This is a genomic window from Streptomyces sp. NBC_00989 (assembly GCF_045162655.1).
GTDB lineage: Bacteria > Actinomycetota > Actinomycetes > Streptomycetales > Streptomycetaceae > Streptomyces.
In genome coordinates, this window is sequence record NZ_CP108728.1 from 9,398,843 (window position 1) to 9,416,586 (window position 17,744).

Here is a 17,744-nt window from a genome sequence, read left to right on the forward strand (position 1 = left end):
GCACGTTCCGGCGTTCCATCGTTCCCGGGGAGGGTGGGCGTGCTGCTGCGTCAGCTGGAGTACCTGGTCGCGCTCGCCCGTGAGCGGCACTTCGCGCGGGCCGCGGCGGCCTGTTATGTCTCGCAGCCCTCGCTGTCGGCCGCGATCCGGCGCCTGGAGCACGAGTTGGACGTGCCGATCGTGCGGCGCGGCCGGCGGTACGAGGGGCTGACCCCGGAGGGCGAGGTGGTGCTGGCCTGGGCGCACCGCATCCTGGCCGAACGGGACGCGCTGCACCAGGAGTTGTCGGCGCTGCGGGGTGGACTGACCGGCACGCTGCGGCTGGGTGTGGTGCCGACCGCGCTGCCCGCCGCGTCCCTCCTCACCACCCCGTTCTGCGAACGGCATCCCCGGGCCCGGGTCGCCCTGGAGTCGCTCGCGTCCGTCGACATCACCCACGGGCTCGCCGAGTTCGAGCTGGACGCGGCGATGACGTACCTGGACGACGACACCCTGCGCAACGTCCGCCGCTTCCCGCTCTACGAGGAGCGGTACGTCCTCCTGACGCCGGTCGACGGGCCGCTCGGCGGTGTCTCCAGGGCGAGTTGGGCACAGGCGGCCACGCTTCCCCTGTGCCTGCTCAACTCGCGGATGCGCAACCGCCGCATCATCGACGAGTGCTTCGCCGCCGAGGGCGCGACGGCCTCCCCGGCGGTCGAGTCGGACAGCGTCGCCGGGCTCTACACGCTGCTGCCCGGGGGCCGTTGGTCCAGCGTGATCTCGCACGCGTGGCTGCACATGTTCGACGTACCGGACGGGATGCGGGTCGTACCGCTGAACGGGCCCGCGCACGGACCCCGGGTCGGACTGGTCGTCGTCCGCAGCGAGCCCCGATCGGTGCTGGCGGAGGCGCTGTTGAAGGTGGCCCGGGAGGCGGGCGTACGGGACGCGCTCGACGAACAGCTGCACACCTATCTGGGCGGCGACGGACGCTGACAGCCGTTGATAGGAGCGGGCTATGTCGGCATAGCAACGTTCGCTTTGACCAGGGCGATTCACCCCGAGGATCGTGAAGTGCATCTTCCGACAACGGAGTTGAGGAGCCGCGACATGGCCAAGGTTCTCTGTGTCCTGTACGACGACCCCAAAGACGGTTACCCGACCTCGTACGCCCGCGACGACCTGCCCGTGATCGACCACTACCCGGGCGGCCAGACCACCCCCACCCCCGAGGCCGTCGACTTCACCCCCGGTCACCTCCTCGGCAGTGTCTCCGGTGAACTCGGCCTGCGTGCCTACCTGGAGGCGGCCGGGCACACCCTCGTCGTCACCTCCGACAAGGACGGCGCGGGCTCGGTCTTCGACCGCGAACTGGTCGACGCCGACATCGTGATCTCGCAGCCGTTCTGGCCCGCGTACCTCACCCCGGAGCGCATCGCCGCCGCCAAGAACCTCAAGCTGGCGGTCACCGCCGGCATCGGTTCCGACCACGTCGACCTCGACTCGGCGATCTCCCACGGCGTGACGGTCGCCGAGGTGACGTACTGCAACAGCATCAGCGTCGCCGAACACGTCGTGATGATGACGCTGTCCCTCGTGCGCAACTACCTGCCGTCCCACCAGGTCGTGCTCGACGGCGGCTGGAACATCGCGGACTGCGTGGCCCGTTCGTACGACCTCGAAGGCATGCACGTCGGGACGGTCGCCGCCGGGCGGATCGGGCTCGCGGTGCTGCGGCGGCTCGCGCCCTTCGACGTCAAGCTGCACTACACCGACCGGCACCGGCTTCCCGAGGACGTGGAACGGGAGTTGGGGCTGACCTGGCACGAGAGCGCCGAGGACATGGTGCCGCACTGCGACGTCGTGACCATCAACGCGCCGCTGCACCCCGAGACCGAGGGGCTGTTCGGCGACAAGCTGCTCGCGCAGATGAAGCGCGGCGCGTATCTCATCAACACCGCGCGGGCGAAGATCGCCGACCGCGACGCCGTCGACCGGGCGCTGCGCAGTGGGCAGTTGGCGGGTTACGCCGGTGACGTGTGGTTCCCGCAGCCCGCTCCGGCGGACCACCCGTGGCGGACCATGCCGCACCACGGCATGACCCCGCACATCTCCGGTTCGTCGCTGTCGGCGCAGGCCCGGTACGCGGCGGGCACGCGGGAGATCCTGGAGGCGTTCTTCGCGGGGCGGCCGATCCGGGACGAGTATCTGATCGTGGACGGGGGCGCGTTGGCGGGTACCGGCGCGCACTCCTATTCGGTCAACAAGTGACGCGGTGACGGACGGGGGCCGCCGCACGCCTCACACGCGGTCGATGTGCACGTTCGTCGACTTCACGCGGGCGGTGGCCTCCATGCCCACTTCCAGGCCGAGTTCCTCGACGGCCTCCCGGGTCAGCAGGGAGACCAGCCGGTGCGGGCCCGCCTGGATGTCGACCTGGGCGGCGACGTCGCCGAGCTTGATCGCGGTGACGATGCCGGGGAACGCGTTGCGCACCGAGGTGTACGACGTGTCCTCCTCGACGCCGCCCGCCTTGGCCAGCGCCACCGAGAACGCGGCCAGATCGACACCGTCGATGAGCCGGCGCCCGCCCTCGTCGCGGTGGGTCGTCACCCGGCCCGCGTCCGCCCACCGGCGCGCGGTGTCCGGGCTCACGCCGAGCAGCCGCGCCGCCTGGCCGATTGTGTAGGACTGCATACGCGCCACCCTAGGGCCAGAAACGGTAACCGGTGGACGGGGGGTTGGCTCTGGGGTATAACGCGATATAGCGTCAGTCCGTCGATCGGGGTGAGGGTATGTCGGGTGAGCTGATGAGCACGACCGGGTTGCGGGCCTCGCATGCGGACCGGGACCGCGTCGTGGACGTGTTGACCGGCGCGGCCGGCGACGGCAGGCTGACCGCCGAGGAACTCGACGAGCGCGTCGAAGCCGCCCTGACCGCCCGCACGATGGGGGAGTTGGCGGTCCTGACGGCCGACCTTCCGGTGGTGGCGGGCACGACCCCGGTCGAGGTGAAGGACGTCGCGCGCATCGAGCAGAACGGCGGTTCGACGCGGCGCGGTGACGGCTGGGTGGTGCCGCGCCGGCTGGAGATCCAGTCGCGGCTGGGCGATGTGACCCTCGACTTCACCGAGGCGGTGATCACCCAGCCCACGCTCCGCATCGACCTCGACATGCACCTCGGTTCGCTACGGCTGCTGCTCCCGCCGGGCATCGTCGTGGACACCGACTCCCTGGTGCTCAACTACAGCAAGGTCAAGACGCGCGGGCCCGGTGACGCGGGGGCTCCGGTCGAGCTGCGGATCGAGATCGCCGGGCAACTGGGCTTCGGGAAGGTCAGAGTGCGCCGGACGCGGCGCGCGGTCAGGAAATCCCCGACGCCCTGAGGACCGAGCGCGCGGTCTCGTCGTCGATCAGATGGCCCAGGTGACGCCGGACGTCGGTGCCCTGGCGCAGCGTGCCGTGCTCCGTCGAGTGCCGTATGCCCGTGTCCAGCTCGTGCCAGAGCAGGGGGTTGGCGACCAGGACACGGGGGTCGAGTTCGAGCCAGTGTCCGTGCGCGTCCCGCAGGACGAGGCGTTCGGAGACGTCGCCGTAGCGTCGTACGACGGTCAGCGCGTCCGTGTGCACCGTGCGCCGCAGCAGCGGGCTGTCCACGGTGAGCCAGCCGGGGCCCGCGGTGACGCGCTGCGGCAGCAGGACGGCGAAGAGCGCCGCCGACAGGGCGAACCACAGCAGCGCGCGGATCAGTGTCAGGGTTCCCGCGTTCCAGTCGACCAGCAGGGTCATGGCGAGGAACCCGAGCGCGCAGCCCGCCGCCAGCCGGGCGTCGCCACGCCAGTGGCGGTCGCCGGCCGGGTCCGGTGGGGGTGCGCTGTGCCGCATGAGGCCGACGGTAGGCCGCCACGCGTGCGCTGCGCGGGCCGCTGACGGGGCTCTTACACACCGGCACCCGATTTTGTCGTGCCTCTTACGGTGATGTCGGCTCGGGCGACCGGAAACGGTCGGCCGAGGGTGCGGGGAGGCGGTTGGTGCGCTGCTGTTGGCCGGTGTGCGTACGGGGGCGCGGGGTGCCCGTCAGCCCGTGTGTACGCGCGGGCGTCGTGCGCGGTCCGGTTCCGCCTCGCGCAGGACCTCGCGGGTGACCGGGGCGACCTCGCCCTGGCCGAAGAGGAAGAAGCGGAGGAAGTTGGCGAAGGGGTTGCCCTCGGTCCACTCGAAGTAGATGTGCGGGGTGCGGCCCGTCGTGTCGCGGACGTGGAGGAGGAGCGCGGCCAGGGCGTTGGGGATGGAGGACGATTCCAGGGTCAGCACCCGGTAGCGGTTGTGGAGCACCTCGCCGCGCACCGTCAGGCCCGCCTCGAACTCGGAGGCGTCGAGGACCGTCACCTCCACGAAGACGAAGTCCTCGCCGGGGATGTCGTTGTCGTTGCGGATCTGCTCGATCTTGTCCCGGTACTCGGCCTTGTCGCGGCGGTCGGGCTCGTTGGCGACGAAGCGGATCTTCCGGCTCGCCATGTCGCGGATGAATCGTTCCGCCATGGAGTCCAACTGCACGCTCGTCACCCGGAGTTCGAAGGCGCGGGCCAGCCGGGACAGCAGGGAGACCAGGATGATGCCGGCGATGAAACAGGCGCCGATCTTCACACCGTCGGGGCGTTCGATGACGTTCACGACGGTGACGTAGAGGAGGACCGCGGAGACGATGCCGAAGACGACGGTCCAGTTGCGCTGCTGGGCGCGGCGGGCCGCGATGGTGACCGCGATCGCGGCGGAGGACATCAGGACCAGGACGCCGGTGGCGTAGGCGCCGCCCTGGGCGTCGACGCTGGCGTCGAAGATCCAGGTGACCAGGAACGCGACCAGCGTGAAGACGATCACCATCGGGCGGACGGCGCGGGCCCAGTGCGGGGCCATGCCGTAGCGGGGGAGATAGCGCGGCATCAGGTTGAGCAGGCCGGCCATCGCGGAGGCGCCGGCGAACCACAGGATGGCGATGGTGGAGAGGTCGTAGACCGTGCCGAAGGCGTTGCCCAGGTACTCGTGCGCGAGGTAGGCGAGGGCCCGGCCGTTGGCCTGGCCGCCCGCCTTGAACTCCTTCTCCGGGATGAGCACGGTGGTGATGAAGCTGGTGGCGATCAGGAACACGCTCATGATCAGCGCGGCGGTCGTCAGCAGCTTCTTGGTGTCGCGGATACGGCCCTTGGGGTTGTCGTGGGTGTCGTCCGGGTCGCCCTCGACGTGCGGCATGACGGCCACGCCGGTCTCGAAGCCGGAGAGGCCGAGCGCGAGCTTGGGGAAGACCAGCAGGGAGACGCCGATCATCGCGAAGACGTTGCCGTGCTCGGTGGTCAGGGCGCTGGTCCAGTCGGTGACGACGTGTCCCTCGGTGGCCACGTGCCACATGCCGACGATCACGACGACGACGTTGAGGCTGAGGTAGGCGGCGACCAGGTACACGGCGACGCCGATCGCCTCAAGGAACCCCTTCAGGAACACCGCGCCGAGCAGGGCGACCAGGATGAGCGTGATCAGCATCTGCTTGTCGTGCAGCATGCTCGTCAGGTGCGGGTTCTCCACGAGGTGGGTGGAGGCGTCCGCCGCCGACAGGGTGATCGTGATCAGGAAGTCCGTCGCCGCGAACCCGAGCAGGGTCAGGACGAACAGCTTGCCCTTCCAGAACGACAGCAGCCGCTCCAGCATCGCGATGGAACCCTCGCCGTGCGGGCTCTCCTCCGCGACCCGGCGGTACACGGGGAGGGCGCCGGCGAGGGTGACGATCACGAGCACGATCGTCGCGACGGGGGAGAGCAGTCCGGCGGCGAGGGCCGCGATGCCGGGCTGGTAACCGAGGGTGGAGAAGTAGTCGACGCCGGTCAGGCACATCACCCGCCACCAGCGCTGGCCCTGGTGGACGTGCTGCTGGGGTTCCGGTGCGGTCTGCGTGACCTGGTGGCCGCCCTTGCCCATGTCGGCCAGGCCCTCCAGCATCCAGGCGCGCAGACGACTGGGAGGGTGTTCGGTCGTGGCCATCGGCGTGCTCCTGAGGTGCGGGTGCGGGTCGGCGTGTGGGCTCTGGCCATCACGCGGACGGCGGCACCAGCGTAAGCGGAGAGTGACGCGTGGGCCCATGGATGCGGGGGGCTTCGGCGTCAATCTTGCGTTAAGACTGGCCGGGTTGGGGGAGGAGGCGCATCAGGAAGCGGGGGATGCTGCTGGTTGGGGGTGCGTTGGGCTGTATGGGGGTGGGGTGGGGGCGGTTGGGGGTGGCGGATACCCAGAGTTACGGGGGAGGGGGGGCTGGTGTTTTGTCGCCTTGGAGCTCGGGGGGTTCTGTTGTGTGGCGGGTGCGGGTGTGTTGTGGCTGGTCGCGCCCGCGCGGCGGTAGCCGCACATCAGATACAGCCCCGCGCCCCTAGGGGGTGTGGGGGGCCGGGATGGGGATGCTGGCGGGTTGGGTGTGGGGCAATCGGCTTCGGGTCTCGGCGTTTGCCGCGCAGACTCTCCTCGCGGCAGCCGCGTTCACCGTTCTCGGGCTGCGGGCGTGGCCCACCGATCTCCGGTGAGCGGTCAGGCGTCCGCCAGCCTCGCCTCCTCCAGGTCCAAGGACCGCTGGAGTCGTCTGCGGGTCGTGTCGCTGATGGCGTGGTCGTCGTAGAGGCGCTGTAGTTCGACGGTCTCCACGGCGATCAGGTCGCGGCGGAGCTGGCGGTAGACCAGGTCGGCGGATTCCGCGTGGGTGGCTTGGCCGTTGTTGTCGGAGAGGCGGTCGCGGGCGTCGTCGAGGCGGGCGTTGAGGCCGCGGCGGAGGCGGTCGAGGACGACGTCCGGTACGGCTTCCAGCTCGGCGAGTTCGTCGAGGCGGCGGATGCCCGCGTCGGCCAACCGGCAGCGGGCGGAGGCCTCTTCGCGTTCCGTGTGGTCGGGTTCCAGGGCGATGCCGGAGCGGCGGACGACCGGTGCGAGCGTGAAGCCCTGGACGACGAGGGTGACGACCACGACCGAGGTGGTGAGGACCAGGACCAGGGGGCGGTCGGTGAGGGTGGTGCCGGTCTTGGTGACCTCGGGGATCGACAGGGCCGCCGCCAGCGGGAGGACACCCCGGGTGCCCGCCCAGGTCAGGACCATCGGGACGCGCCAATTCACCCTGTGCACCCCGCCCTTGCGCTGCACCACCGCCGACAGCGGCGCCAGCCACAGCAGTCGTACGGCGATCAGGGTGCCCGCCACCGCGAGGGCGTACAGCGGCCACGCCCGGTCGCCGTCGGACAGCGCCCGCACCTGCGCGGGCAGGGCGAGGCCGATCAGGGAGAACACCACGCTCTCCAGCAGGAACACCAACGTGCCGTAGACGGCGTGCAGTTGGAGCCGTATGCGGGCGTTGGTGAGCCGGTCGCCGCGACCGCCCAGGACGACCCCGGCGACCACGACCGAGGTCACGCCGGACGTGTGGGCGCCCTCCGCCAGGACGTAGGCCGCGTACGGCGTGACCAGGGAGATCACCGTCTCCAGGACCGGGTCCTCGGTGCGTCGGCGGATCAGGGTCACGACGTACGCCACGGCCGCTCCGATGACCGTGCCGCCGCCCGCGAGCACGACGAACTCCCCGCCCGCCGCACCCCAGTTGGCGGCCGCCGAGGCCACGGCGACGCTCACCGCGACCCGGAACAGGACCAGCGAGGTCGCGTCGTTGAAGAGGGACTCCGCCTGGACCAGCACCTGGACCCGGGGCGGCAGCGCGAGCCGTCGGCCCAGCGCGGTGACGGCGACCGGGTCGGTGCTGGCCAGGACCGACCCGAGCACGAGCGCCATCTGCCAGGAGAGGGGGGTGACCGTCGACGCCACCCAGCCCACGGCCGCCGCGGACGCGAGGACCAGGCCGATCGCGAGGATCCCGACCGGCTTCCACACCGCCTTCAGCTCGCGCCACGACATGTCCTCGGCGCTGGCGTACAGGAGCGGCGGCAGGACGACCAGGCCGATCACGTCGGGGCTGATCTCGATCGCCGGGGTGCCCGGCAGCAGGGCCACGGCGAGACCGGCGACCACGAGGAGGGAGGGTGCGGGGATCCGCCACCGGCGGGCGAACGTCGCGACCAGCGTCGCCAGTACCACGAGTGCCAGAACCGTACCGACGCCGCGCATGCCGTCCCCTTGTGGTCTTGGACGAGCCCATGCGGACTCCCCGCCGACCAGACTTCCCGGCACACCGCGGCCACCCTAACCCGGCCGAGCGCCGTCAAGACAGTGTCAACGTCCTCGCGGACGGCGCCAGAGACGCGTCAAGAAGCCCGCCCCGGCGGCCGCGGGGCGCTTGTCTGGGAGGCGATGAACGACGTGCGACGCGGGCGACTGAAGGTCTACCTCGGGGCGGCCCCGGGTGTCGGCAAGACCTACCGCATGCTCGACGAGGCACGGCGCCGGGCCGCTCGCGGCGCCGATGTGGTGGTGGGGTTCGCGGAGTGCCACGGGCGCCCGCGCACCGAGGCGATGCTCGACGGCCTGGAGGTCGTCGAGCGGTCCCAATGCGCTTACCGGGGTGGGTACTTCGAGGAGATGGACCTCCCCGCGGTGCTCGCGCGCCGCCCGGAGGTCGCCGTGGTCGACGAGTTCGCGCACAGCAACGTCCCCGGCGGCGGGCGCAACGCCAAGCGCTGGCAGGACATCGATGTGCTGCTCGCCGCCGGCATCGACGTCGTCACCGCCGTCAACGTGCAGCATCTGGCCTCCCTCAAGGACGTCGTCGAGAAGATCACCGGGGTACCGCAGCACGAGACGGTGCCCGACGACGTCGTCCGCCGGGCCCGGCAGATCGAGCTGATCGACATGCCGCCCGAGGGACTGCGGCGGCGCATGGCGCACGGCAACATCTACACACCGGAGAAGATCGACGCGGCCCTCGCCAACTACTTCCGGCCCGGAAACCTCACCGCGCTGCGGCAGTTGGCGCTGCTGTGGGTCGCCGACCGGGTCGACGAGGCCCTGCACACCTATCGCGCCGAGCACGCCATCGGCGGGGTGTGGGAGACCCGGGAGCGGGTGGTCGTCGCGCTGACCGGCGGCCCGGAGGGCGACACGCTCATCCGGCGGGCCGCCCGCATCGCCGACCGGTCCGCGGGCGGTGACCTGCTCGCCGTGCACGTGGCCCGCAGCGACGGACTCGCCGCCGGGGTGTCCCATGCGTCGCTTGCCAGGCAGCGGCGGCTCGTCGAGGACCTCGGCGGCAGCTACCACTCGGTGGTCGGCGACGGTGTCGCCACCGCCCTGGTCGAGTTCGCCCGCACCGAGAACGCCACCCAACTCGTCCTCGGCACCAGCCGCCGGGGCCGGTTCGAGCGCTTCCTGACCGGCCCCGGCACGGGGGAGACGGTCACGGAACTCTCCGGTGACATCGACGTGCACCGGGTCACGCACGAGCGGGCCGGGCGCGGCACCCTGCTGCCGTCCCGCCGCCGTACTCTCTCCACGGCCCGGCTAATTGCCGGTCCGGTGACGGGACTTGTGCTGCCGGTGCTGCTCACCGTCTGCCTCGCCCAGGTGCGCGGCACCGTCAACCTCACCAGCGAGGCACTGCTGTTCCTGCTCGCCGTCGTCGGGGTCGCCTGCATAGGCGGCGTCACCTCGGCGGTCATCGCGTCGGTGACGGCCTCGCTGCTGCTCAACTACTGGTTCATCCCGCCCATCGGGCAGTTCACCCTGGACGACCCCAACGCCCTTTTGGCGCTGGGGGTGTTCACGGTGGTGGCGGCGACCGTGGCCGCCGTCGTGGACCGTTCGCTACGACTGTCCCGGCGCTCGGCGCGTGCCACCGCCGAGGCGGAGACGATGTCCTCCCTCGCGGGCAGCATCGTGCGCGGCGGCCAGACGATCCCGGCGCTGCTGGAACGCACCCGCGAGACCTTCGGCACGGATTCGGCGGAACTCGTCGACGAGCCACCGGATCACGAGGTGGGGGTCGGTGTCACCACCGTCCCCGCCGGCCCCGGCGCCTTCCTCGTGCTGCGCGGACGCACCCTGTCCTCGTCGGAACGGCGGGTGCTCGCCGCCTTCGCCGCGCATGTCGGCTCCGCCGTCGAACGGGCCCAACTCGCCGAGGCCGCCGCCGAGATCGAGCCGGTGAAGGCCGCCGACCGCTTGCGTACGGCCCTGCTGCGGGCCGTAGGACACGACTTGCGGACGCCGCTCGCGGCGGGGTGGGCGGCCGTGACCTCGCTGCGCGGGCGGGACGTCGAGTTCTCCGCCGAGGACCGTGACGAACTCCTCGCGACCGCGGACGAGTCCATGGCCAAGCTGAACCGGCTGCTGGAGAACCTCCTCGATCTCAGTCGGCTTGAGGCCGGTGTCCTGCCGCTGAGTCTGCGGGCCACGAGCCTGGAGGAGGTGCTGCCGATGGCGCTCGCGGACGTGCCCGACGTGGACCTGCGGGACGTGGAGTCGATACCGCCGGTGCTCGTCGATCCGCCGCTGCTGGAGCGCGTGATCGCCAACCTGGCCGGCAACGCGGCCCGGCACACCCCGGCCGGGCGCCGGGTCATGGTCACCGCCAGTGCGCTGGGCGGCCGGGTGGAGCTGAGGGTCGTGGACCGAGGGCCCGGGCTGCCGACCACCGGACGTGAGCGGCTCTTTGAGCCCTTCCAGCGGCTCGGCGACACGGACAACACCACTGGGCTCGGGCTGGGTCTCGCCCTCGCGCGCGGCCTCACCGAGGCGATGGACGGGACCCTCACGCCCGAGGACACCCCGGGCGGCGGCCTGACCATGGTCGTGTCGTTGCCGCTGGCCGAACGGGCGAGCCGGCCGGACACGGAGACGGCCGCCCCAACTCCGGACCGGGCACCGTGAGTTCCACCAGCGGTCGCTACTCCAGGCCCGACACCCTGAACACGGTCTCCGCGGTCTCGCGCTCGACGCGTTCCGCGATCCGGCGCAGCGCGGTCGCCCCGCACGTGAGCGAGCCGGAGGCGATGGACCGGCGGGAGTCCTCGGAGACGCGGTGCCACAGGTCGGGGTTGTGCACCAGCACATCGGGGTCGATCTCGACCCGGCCGCCCAACTCGTCCCGCAGCAACAGCCGTTGAGAGACCCCGTCCAGACAGCGCACGGACACCAGCCGGTCCGTGCGGACCCGGTGCTCGCGCAGCAGCCCGCGTGCGGACAGCCAGCCCTCGCCCGCCCGGACCCGGGCCGGGTACAGGACGACGAGGAGCAGCACGGCGAGGGCGAGCCAGAGCGCGCCGCGCCACAAGGTGAGCCTGCCGCTCAAGTCGTCGACGAGCAGCAGGAGTCCGAGCAGCGCGCCCGCGCAGCGGAACGTGTCGCGCAGGTCCCGCGCCCACCGGCGGTCCTGTGCCGCTGCCCGCGGTTGATGCGCGTGTGCGTCGTCGGGGCGTCCCATGATGGCGACGGTAGGGACTCCGGGCGTACGGAGGCCGGGCCTTGACGCGACTCTGACGGGCGGCCGGTGCTTCTTGACGCCGTCGCAGCGGCGGAGGGCGGTTGCCCTGGTCACACGGTCGTCAAGTTCCCGTCAAAGAACGCGTGTCCGGCGCGAAGAAGACGCAAGGAGAAGGAGAAACCGACGGCGGCGGGACGGAACCTGGAGCGCACTCGCGCGTTCCCGTCGCCGCGCGTCCGTACGTGAAGGAGCCATCAGCATGACCGTTCTGACTGTCCAGCCGGGTGAGACACCGGCCGACGAGGAGCCCCCGGATACCGGCGAACGCCATCGGCTCACCGCCCTCGCCGGGTTCGCGGCCCTCTCCCTGGACGCCATGGCGTCGGTCGCGTACGGCCCCGAGGCGATCGTCCTCGTGCTGGCCGCCGCCGGTGCGCACGGACTCGGCTTCACCCTGCCGGTCACGCTCGCCATCGCCGCACTGCTCGCGGTGCTCGTCGCGTCGTACCGGCAGGTCATCGCGGCCTTCCCGGACGGCGGCGGCTCCTACGCCGTGGCGAAGACCCACCTCGGCGCGCGGACCAGCCTGGTGGCGGCGGCCTCGCTGGTGCTGGACTACGTACTGAACGTCGCCGTGGCGGTCACGGCCGGAGTCGCGGCGCTCACCTCCGCTTTCCCGTCGCTCTACGGTGAACGGCTGTGGCTCTGCCTGGCGGTGTTGACACTGGTCACAGCCGTGAACCTGCGCGGGATCGCCGAGTCGGCGCGGGTGTTCATCGTGCCGACCGTCGTGTTCGTCGGCTCGATCTTCGTCCTGATTGTGATCGGCCTCTTCCGCGATACGCCTGTGAGCCGGGTCAACAGCGAGTCCGTGGTGACCGGCAATGCCACAAGCGTCGGTGTCCTGCTCCTGCTGAAAGCTTTCGCCTCTGGTTGCAGCGCCCTCACCGGCGTCGAGGCCATCGCCAACGCCGTGCCCTCCTTCCGCACGCCTCGTGTGAAGCGGGCCCAGCGCGCGGAGGTCGCCCTCGGCGCGGTGCTCGGCGTGATGCTGATCGGCCTGTCGGTGCTGATCTCCCGCTTCCATCTCCAGCCCATCCAGGGAGTCACCGTCCTCGCCCAGCTCGCGGACGCCTCCCTCGGCCACAACTGGGCTTTCTACGTCATCCAGTTCGCGACGATGATCCTGCTCGCCCTGTCCGCGAACACGTCCTTCGGCGGGCTGCCGGTGCTGCTGAAGCTGCTGGCCCGCGACAACTACCTCCCGCACGTCTTCGCCCTCAAGGCCGACCGCCAGGTGCACCGGCACGGGGTGCTCGCGCTGGCCGCGGTCTCGGCGGCCCTGCTGGTGTTCTCCGGGGGCGACACCAACACCCTCGTGCCGCTCTTCGCGATCGGTGTCTTCGTCGGCTTCACCGTCGCCCAGGTCGGCATGGTCCGGCACTGGCGCGGCGAACGCGGCACCGGCTGGCACGGCAAAGCCCTGCTGAACGGCTTCGGCGCGGTCCTCACCGGCGTCGCCGCGGTCGTCGTCACCGCGACCAAGTTCGAGGAGGGCGCCTGGCTGATCGTGATCACCCTGCCGCTGCTGGTGCTGGCCTTCGAGACCGTGCACCGCGCGTACGCGCACATCGGCGAACGGCTCGGCCTCGGCCGCATCCCGGACCCCCCGCACCGCGACCGGTCCGTGGTGATCGTGCCGGTCTCCTCCCTCACCCGGCTCACCTCCGAGGCGCTGACGGCCGCCGCCTCCCTCGGCGACGAGGTCCGCGCGGTCACCGTCTGCTACCCCGACCCCGAGGACCGCGCCAACCTCCACACCCTGGAACGCGCCTGGGCCCAGTGGGACCCCGGCGTCCCCCTCGTCCAACTCCCCTGCGAGCGCCGCTCGTTGGGCCGCCCCATCGCCGCCTACGTACGGGACGTCTCGGCAACGGAACCGGACACCCGGGTCACCGTCCTGATCGCGGAGGTCGAGCCGGTCCGGCTGTGGCAGCGGCTGCTCCAGAACCAGCGGGGTGCCGTCGTGGCCCACGCGGTACGGCGAGACACGGACGCGGTGATCTGCCGGCTGCGGTTCCGGTTGTTCTGAGAGAGCCGCTCGCGGCCCCGTGCCCCGCATCGCCGTAGAACCGTGTTCGCGCGCCGGATCCCGGCTCCGCCGTAAGAGTCGCGTCAAAGGCGTATGCGCTGCCGTAAGGGACCCGTCAACGGCGGCCGAATCCGGTCATGGGCGCGGTTACCTCTAAGCGTCCGTTCCATTCGCACCTCATTCCAGGAGCTCACGATGGCCGATCTGGCCTTCGTCGTCACCACGATCGCGGTCTTCGCGCTGGTGGCCCTCGTCGCCAAGGGGGTGACGAAGCTGTGACCGCCGGGGCTGCATTCACCGGTGGTGTCGGCTTCGTCGTGTCCGCCGCCCTGCCGGGCCATCTCGTTCTCACCTACGGGCGCCAGGGGGTGTCGCTGTGACCGCCGAGAACATCGTCGGCCTCGTCGTGGCCGTCGCCCTGCTGGGCTATCTCGTCCTCGCCCTGATCTTCCCGGAGAGGTTCTGAGAGCGTTATGGGTCCCGTCCTTGCCGGTGTGCTCCAGCTGATCGCCCTGATAGCGGCGCTGGCGCTCGCCTACGTCCCCCTCGGCACCTACATGGCCAGGGTCTACTCCTCCGACAAGCACCTGCGGGTCGAGAAGTGGATCTACAAGGGCATCGGTGCCGACCCCAACACCGAGATGCGCTGGCCGGCGTATCTGCGCGGCGTGCTCGCCTTCTCGGTGGTCGGTGTTCTCTTCCTCTACCTCCTCCAGCGGATCCAAGGGATCCTGCCGGGCTCGCTGGGCTTCTCCTCCGTCAATCCCGCGCAGTCGTTCAACACGGCCGTGTCGTTCGTGACGAACACCAACTGGCAGTCGTACTACGGCGAACAGACCATGGGTCACGTCGTGCAGACCGCCGGGCTCGCCGTGCAGAACTTCGTCTCCGCGGCCGTCGGAATCGCCGTCGCGGTGGCTCTCGTACGAGGCTTCGCGCGCTCCCGTACCGGTGAACTCGGCAACTTCTGGGCCGACTTGGTGCGGGGCACGATCCGCATCCTCGTGCCGTTGTCGGTGGTCGCGGCCCTCGTGCTGGTCGCGTGCGGCGCCATCCAGAACTTCTCCGGCATTCACGAAGTCGGCCAGTTCATGGGCGGACAGCAGCAGTGGAACGGGGGCGCCGTCGCCTCCCAGGAGGCCATCAAGGAGATCGGCACCAACGGCGGCGGCTACTTCAACGCCAACTCCGCGCACCCCTTCGAGAACCCGACGCCCTTCACGAACCTCTTCGAGATCTTCCTGCTGCTGGTCATCCCGTTCGCGCTGACCCGCACCTTCGGCGTGATGGTCGGCTCGATCAAGCAGGGCTACGCGATCCTCGCCACCATGGCCACCATCTGGGTCGGCTTCGTCGCCCTGATGATGTGGACCGAGTTCGCCCACCACGGCTCGGCGCTCCAGGCCGCCGGCGGTGCGATGGAGGGCAAGGAGACCCGGATCGGCGTCGGCGCCTCCTCGATCTTCGCGGTGTCGACCACCCTGACCTCGACGGGCGCGGTGGACTCCTTCCACTCCTCGTTCACCGGTCTCGGCGGCGGAATCACCATCCTGGGCATGCAGTTGGGCGAGATCGCACCCGGTGGTACCGGCTCCGGCCTCTACGGAATGCTGATCATGGCGGTCATCGCGGTGTTCATCGCCGGTCTGATGGTCGGCCGTACACCCGAGTACCTGGGCAAGAAGATCGGCACCCGCGAGATGAAGCTCGCAGCCTGCTACATCCTGATCACCCCGGCCCTGGTGCTGATCTTCGCGGCCGCCTCCATGGCGCTGCCGACCCCGCCGCACTCCATGCTCAACTCCGGCGCGCACGGCTTCTCCGAGGTGCTGTACGCCTTCACCTCCGCCGCCAACAACAACGGCTCCGCCTTCGCCGGGCTGAACGCGAACACCGACTGGTTCAACACCATGACCGGGCTCGCGATGGTGCTCGGCCGCTTCCTGCCGATGGTGTTCGTGCTGGCCCTGGCCGGCTCGCTCGCCGAGCAGAAGCCGGTCCCGGTCACGGCAGGCACCCTGCGCACCGAAAAGCCGCTGTTCACCGGCCTGTTGGTGGGCGCGATCCTCATCATCACCGGTCTGACCTACTTCCCGGCGCTGGCGCTGGGACCGCTGGCCGAGGGGCTGGCGTCATGACCACCCGCATAGACAACCAAGAAAACCAAGAGGACTCGATGTCCACTGCCACTCCGACCCGGGCGCCGCACAGCGATGTGCCGACCGGTCACAAGGACGAGGGACGGGTCGGCGCGGGGCTGTTCGACCCGAAGCAGCTGATCAGGTCCCTGCCCGACGCGTGCCGCAAGCTCGACCCGCGCGTGATGGTCAAGTCGCCCGTCATGTTCGTGGTGTGGATCGGGTCCGTGCTGACCACGGTCTTCTCCTTCAAGGACCCGGGCGACTGGTTCGGCTGGGCGATCAGCGCCTGGCTGTGGCTGACCGTCATCTTCGCCAACCTCGCGGAGGCCGTCGCCGAGGGCCGCGGCAAGGCGCAGGCCGACACCCTGCGCAAGGCCAAGACCGACACCGTGGCCCGGCGTCTCGTGGGCGACCATGAGGAGCAGGTCCCCGGTACCGAACTCCGCATCGGCGACCTGGTCGTGTGCGAGGCCGGCGACATCATCCCGGGCGACGGTGACGTCGTAGAAGGCGTCGCGTCCGTCGACGAGTCGGCCATCACCGGCGAGTCCGCGCCCGTGATCCGCGAGTCCGGCGGCGACCGCTCGGCCGTCACCGGCGGTACGAAGGTCCTCTCCGACCGCATCGTCATCAAGATCACGACGAAGCCCGGCGAGACCTTCATCGACCGGATGATCGCCCTGGTCGAGGGCGCCGCCCGGCAGAAGACGCCCAACGAGATCGCCCTGAACATCCTTCTTGCGTCCCTCACCATCGTGTTCCTGCTCGCCTGCGCCACGCTGCCGCCGTTCGCCGACTACGCGGGCACCCACCTCACGATGATCGTGCTGGTGGCCCTCCTGGTCTGCCTCATCCCGACCACGATCGGCGCACTGCTCTCCGCGATCGGCATCGCGGGCATGGACCGCCTCGTCCAGCGCAACGTACTGGCCATGTCCGGCCGGGCAGTTGAGGCCGCCGGCGACGTCTCGACGCTGCTGCTCGACAAGACCGGCACCATCACCCTCGGCAACCGGCAGGCCTCCGAGTTCGTGCCGGTGACCGGTACCACCGAGGCCGAACTCGCCGACGCCGCCCAGCTCTCGTCGCTCGCCGACGAGACGCCCGAGGGCCGTTCCATCGTCGTCCTGGCGAAGGAGAAGTACGGTCTGCGCGAGCGCCACCAGGGCGAGCTGGCCCACGCCGAGTGGATCGCCTTCACCGCCCAGACCCGCATGTCGGGCGTGGACGTCGACGGGCGCAAGATCCGCAAGGGCGCGGCCGGTTCGGTCGTCACCTGGGTCCGGGAGCGGGGCGGCGAGGTGTCCGAGGACGCCGGCGCGCTCACCGACCGGATCTCCGCGGCCGGCGGCACCCCGCTGCTCGTGGCCGTCGAAGACACCGACGGCGCACGGGTGTTGGGCGTCATCCACCTCAAGGACGTCGTCAAGGCGGGCATGCGCGAGCGGTTCGACGAGCTGCGCCGCATGGGCATCAAGACGGTCATGATCACGGGTGACAACCCGCTGACCGCCAAGGCGATCGCCGAGGAGGCGGGCGTCGACGACTTCCTCGCCGAGGCCACTCCCGAGGACAAGATGGCCCTCATCAAGCGGGAGCAGGCCGGCGGCAAGCTGGTCGCGATGACCGGTGACGGCACGAACGACGCGCCCGCGCTGGCCCAGGCGGACGTCGGCGTCGCGATGAACACCGGCACGTCGGCCGCGAAGGAGGCCGGCAACATGGTCGACCTCGACTCGAACCCGACCAAGCTCATCGAGATCGTCGAGATCGGCAAGCAACTCCTCATCACCCGGGGCGCGTTGACGACGTTCTCCATCGCCAACGACGTCGCGAAGTACTTCGCGATCATCCCGGCGCTGTTCGCGGCCGTCTACCCGGGCCTGGACAAGCTCAACATCATGCACCTGGCCTCGCCCGACTCCGCGATCCTCTCCGCGGTCATCTTCAACGCGCTGGTCATCATCGCGCTGGTGCCGCTCTCCCTGCGGGGCGTGCGGTACCGGCCGGTCAGCGCCGACAAGATGCTCCGCCGCAACCTCGGGATCTACGGCATCGGCGGACTGATCGCCCCCTTCATCGGCATCAAGATCATCGACCTCCTCATCTCCCTCATCCCCGGGCTGTAACTTTTTGA

General features: G+C 70.4%; 13 protein-coding genes. 8 read left to right on the forward strand and 5 right to left on the reverse strand.

The features are described from left to right. Positions 1–39: 39 nt before the first annotated feature. Both OG714_RS42240 and OG714_RS42245 read left to right on the forward strand, forming a co-directional pair. The gene (locus tag OG714_RS42240; protein WP_406129079.1) at positions 40–975 is read left to right on the forward strand and encodes a LysR substrate-binding domain-containing protein; all 936 of its coding nucleotides are present in this window, start codon (positions 40–42) and stop codon (positions 973–975) included. A gap of 114 nt (positions 976–1,089) precedes the next feature. Further along, positions 1,090–2,250, forward strand: a complete 1,161-nt coding sequence (locus tag OG714_RS42245; protein ID WP_406129081.1) for an NAD-dependent formate dehydrogenase — start codon at positions 1,090–1,092, stop codon at positions 2,248–2,250. Positions 2,251–2,280: 30 nt separating this feature from the next. Here OG714_RS42245 and OG714_RS42250 read toward each other — a convergent pair whose 3' ends face one another. Further along, the gene (locus tag OG714_RS42250; protein WP_406129083.1) at positions 2,281–2,676 is read right to left on the reverse strand and encodes a molybdopterin-binding protein; all 396 of its coding nucleotides are present in this window, start codon (positions 2,674–2,676) and stop codon (positions 2,281–2,283) included. A 98-nt stretch (positions 2,677–2,774) separates the two neighbouring features. On the opposite strand from OG714_RS42250, the gene OG714_RS42255 reads away from it, so the two are divergent. Further along, positions 2,775–3,365, forward strand: coding sequence for a DUF1707 domain-containing protein (locus OG714_RS42255; protein ID WP_406129085.1), 591 nt, complete (start codon positions 2,775–2,777; stop codon positions 3,363–3,365). Here the strand turns inward: OG714_RS42255 and OG714_RS42260 are convergent. From OG714_RS42260 to OG714_RS42270, 3 genes are all read right to left on the reverse strand, one after another. Beyond that, the gene (locus OG714_RS42260) at positions 3,343–3,864 is read right to left on the reverse strand and encodes a hypothetical protein (RefSeq protein ID WP_406129087.1); all 522 of its coding nucleotides are present in this window, start codon (positions 3,862–3,864) and stop codon (positions 3,343–3,345) included. The genes OG714_RS42255 and OG714_RS42260 overlap by 23 nt on opposite strands. A 192-nt stretch (positions 3,865–4,056) precedes the next feature. Then, positions 4,057–6,012: an amino acid transporter gene (locus tag OG714_RS42265; protein ID WP_406129089.1), complete on the reverse strand. Its 1,956-nt coding sequence runs from the start codon at positions 6,010–6,012 to the stop codon at positions 4,057–4,059. A gap of 537 nt (positions 6,013–6,549) precedes the next feature. Next, a complete protein-coding gene (locus OG714_RS42270; RefSeq protein WP_406129091.1) occupies positions 6,550–8,124 on the reverse strand; it encodes a Na+/H+ antiporter in 1,575 nt (524 codons plus the stop codon). A 183-nt stretch (positions 8,125–8,307) separates the two neighbouring features. Between OG714_RS42270 and OG714_RS42275 the strand changes: the two genes are divergently transcribed. Then, positions 8,308–10,821, forward strand: coding sequence for an ATP-binding protein (locus OG714_RS42275; RefSeq protein WP_406129093.1), 2,514 nt, complete (start codon positions 8,308–8,310; stop codon positions 10,819–10,821). A gap of 16 nt (positions 10,822–10,837) precedes the next feature. On the opposite strand, the gene OG714_RS42280 is transcribed toward OG714_RS42275, so the two are convergent. After that, the gene (locus tag OG714_RS42280; RefSeq protein WP_406129095.1) at positions 10,838–11,374 is read right to left on the reverse strand and encodes a hypothetical protein; all 537 of its coding nucleotides are present in this window, start codon (positions 11,372–11,374) and stop codon (positions 10,838–10,840) included. Between the two features lie 259 nt (positions 11,375–11,633). Here OG714_RS42280 and OG714_RS42285 point away from each other — a divergent pair, with 259 nt between their 5' ends. The 4 genes from OG714_RS42285 (at position 11,634) to kdpB (ending at position 17,736) form a co-directional block, all read left to right on the forward strand. Then, entirely contained in the window at positions 11,634–13,466 is a 1,833-nt protein-coding gene (locus tag OG714_RS42285; protein WP_406129097.1) for an APC family permease, read from the forward strand. 376 nt (positions 13,467–13,842) lie between these two features. After that, entirely contained in the window at positions 13,843–13,932 is a 90-nt protein-coding gene (gene kdpF / locus OG714_RS42290) for a K(+)-transporting ATPase subunit F (protein WP_016434100.1), read from the forward strand. A 7-nt stretch (positions 13,933–13,939) separates the two neighbouring features. Then, positions 13,940–15,604 (forward strand): potassium-transporting ATPase subunit KdpA, encoded by a 1,665-nt coding sequence (gene kdpA / locus OG714_RS42295; RefSeq protein WP_406129099.1) that lies wholly within the window; start codon positions 13,940–13,942, stop codon positions 15,602–15,604. A gap of 38 nt (positions 15,605–15,642) precedes the next feature. Further along, a complete protein-coding gene (kdpB, locus tag OG714_RS42300; protein WP_406129101.1) occupies positions 15,643–17,736 on the forward strand; it encodes a potassium-transporting ATPase subunit KdpB in 2,094 nt (697 codons plus the stop codon). Positions 17,737–17,744: the final 8 nt, after the last annotated feature.

Bases quoted from the DNA above. Each gene is read 5' to 3' on its own strand.
- OG714_RS42255 (WP_406129085.1), top strand. From the start codon at position 2,775: ATGTCGGGTGAGCTGATGAGCACGACCGGGTTGCGGGCCTCGCATGCG.
- kdpB (WP_406129101.1), top strand. From the start codon at position 15,643: ATGTCCACTGCCACTCCGACCCGGGCGCCGCACAGCGATGTGCCGACC.
- OG714_RS42245 (WP_406129081.1), top strand. From the start codon at position 1,090: ATGGCCAAGGTTCTCTGTGTCCTGTACGACGACCCCAAAGACGGTTAC.
- OG714_RS42285 (WP_406129097.1), top strand. From the start codon at position 11,634: ATGACCGTTCTGACTGTCCAGCCGGGTGAGACACCGGCCGACGAGGAG.
- OG714_RS42270 (WP_406129091.1), bottom strand. From the start codon at position 8,124: ATGCGCGGCGTCGGTACGGTTCTGGCACTCGTGGTACTGGCGACGCTG.
- OG714_RS42250 (WP_406129083.1), bottom strand. From the start codon at position 2,676: ATGCAGTCCTACACAATCGGCCAGGCGGCGCGGCTGCTCGGCGTGAGC.
- OG714_RS42260 (WP_406129087.1), bottom strand. From the start codon at position 3,864: ATGCGGCACAGCGCACCCCCACCGGACCCGGCCGGCGACCGCCACTGG.
- OG714_RS42280 (WP_406129095.1), bottom strand. From the start codon at position 11,374: ATGGGACGCCCCGACGACGCACACGCGCATCAACCGCGGGCAGCGGCA.
- OG714_RS42265 (WP_406129089.1), bottom strand. From the start codon at position 6,012: ATGGCCACGACCGAACACCCTCCCAGTCGTCTGCGCGCCTGGATGCTG.
- kdpA (WP_406129099.1), top strand. From the start codon at position 13,940: ATGGGTCCCGTCCTTGCCGGTGTGCTCCAGCTGATCGCCCTGATAGCG.
- OG714_RS42275 (WP_406129093.1), top strand. From the start codon at position 8,308: ATGAACGACGTGCGACGCGGGCGACTGAAGGTCTACCTCGGGGCGGCC.